This window comes from Bradyrhizobium sp. BRP56, assembly GCF_020194035.1.
Taxonomy (GTDB): domain Bacteria; phylum Pseudomonadota; class Alphaproteobacteria; order Rhizobiales; family Xanthobacteraceae; genus Bradyrhizobium; species Bradyrhizobium australafricanum.
Window position 1 is genome coordinate 1 of the sequence record NZ_JADYVV010000231.1, and the last position, 408, is coordinate 408.

1 protein-coding gene and 1 pseudogene are annotated in these 408 nt (G+C 66.9%); both read left to right on the forward strand.

The window, feature by feature from the left end:
• Positions 1-172, forward strand: a pseudogene (locus I6F38_RS44370) (amino acid ABC transporter ATP-binding protein); the annotation flags it as partial.
• Positions 173-188: 16 nt separating this feature from the next.
• Positions 189-408: hypothetical protein (locus I6F38_RS43535; RefSeq protein WP_225164733.1), on the forward strand; the 220-nt coding region annotated here is incomplete at its 3' end.

The window sequence follows — 408 nt, forward strand, 5'->3', positions numbered from 1 at the left end:
CTCCGGCACCACGCTGGTGATCGTCACCCATGAGCTGAGCTTCGCCCGCCGCGTAGCCGACCACGTGGTGATGATGGACCAGGGCCGGGTGATCGAGCAGGGCACGCCCGAGGTGCTGTTCGAACGCCCGCGCCAGCAGCGCACCGCCGATTTCCTGGCCAAGACCCTGTAACCGAGAAAGGAACACCATGAGCCCTGCAGCACCGCGTCGTCCCTCGCGCAGCACCCTGTTGATCGTGGGCGTGCTGGTCATCGGCATCACCGGCATCGTCTATTCGCGCGTGCGGCAGGCACCGGATGCCGGCGCCGTGGCCGCGACCAGCCTGGCCGGTGCGAACACGGCGGTGTTGAAAGGCACGTTCGATCCAGAGGCGCAGGCATTGATCCCCTCGGGGTATCGCTTCGTCA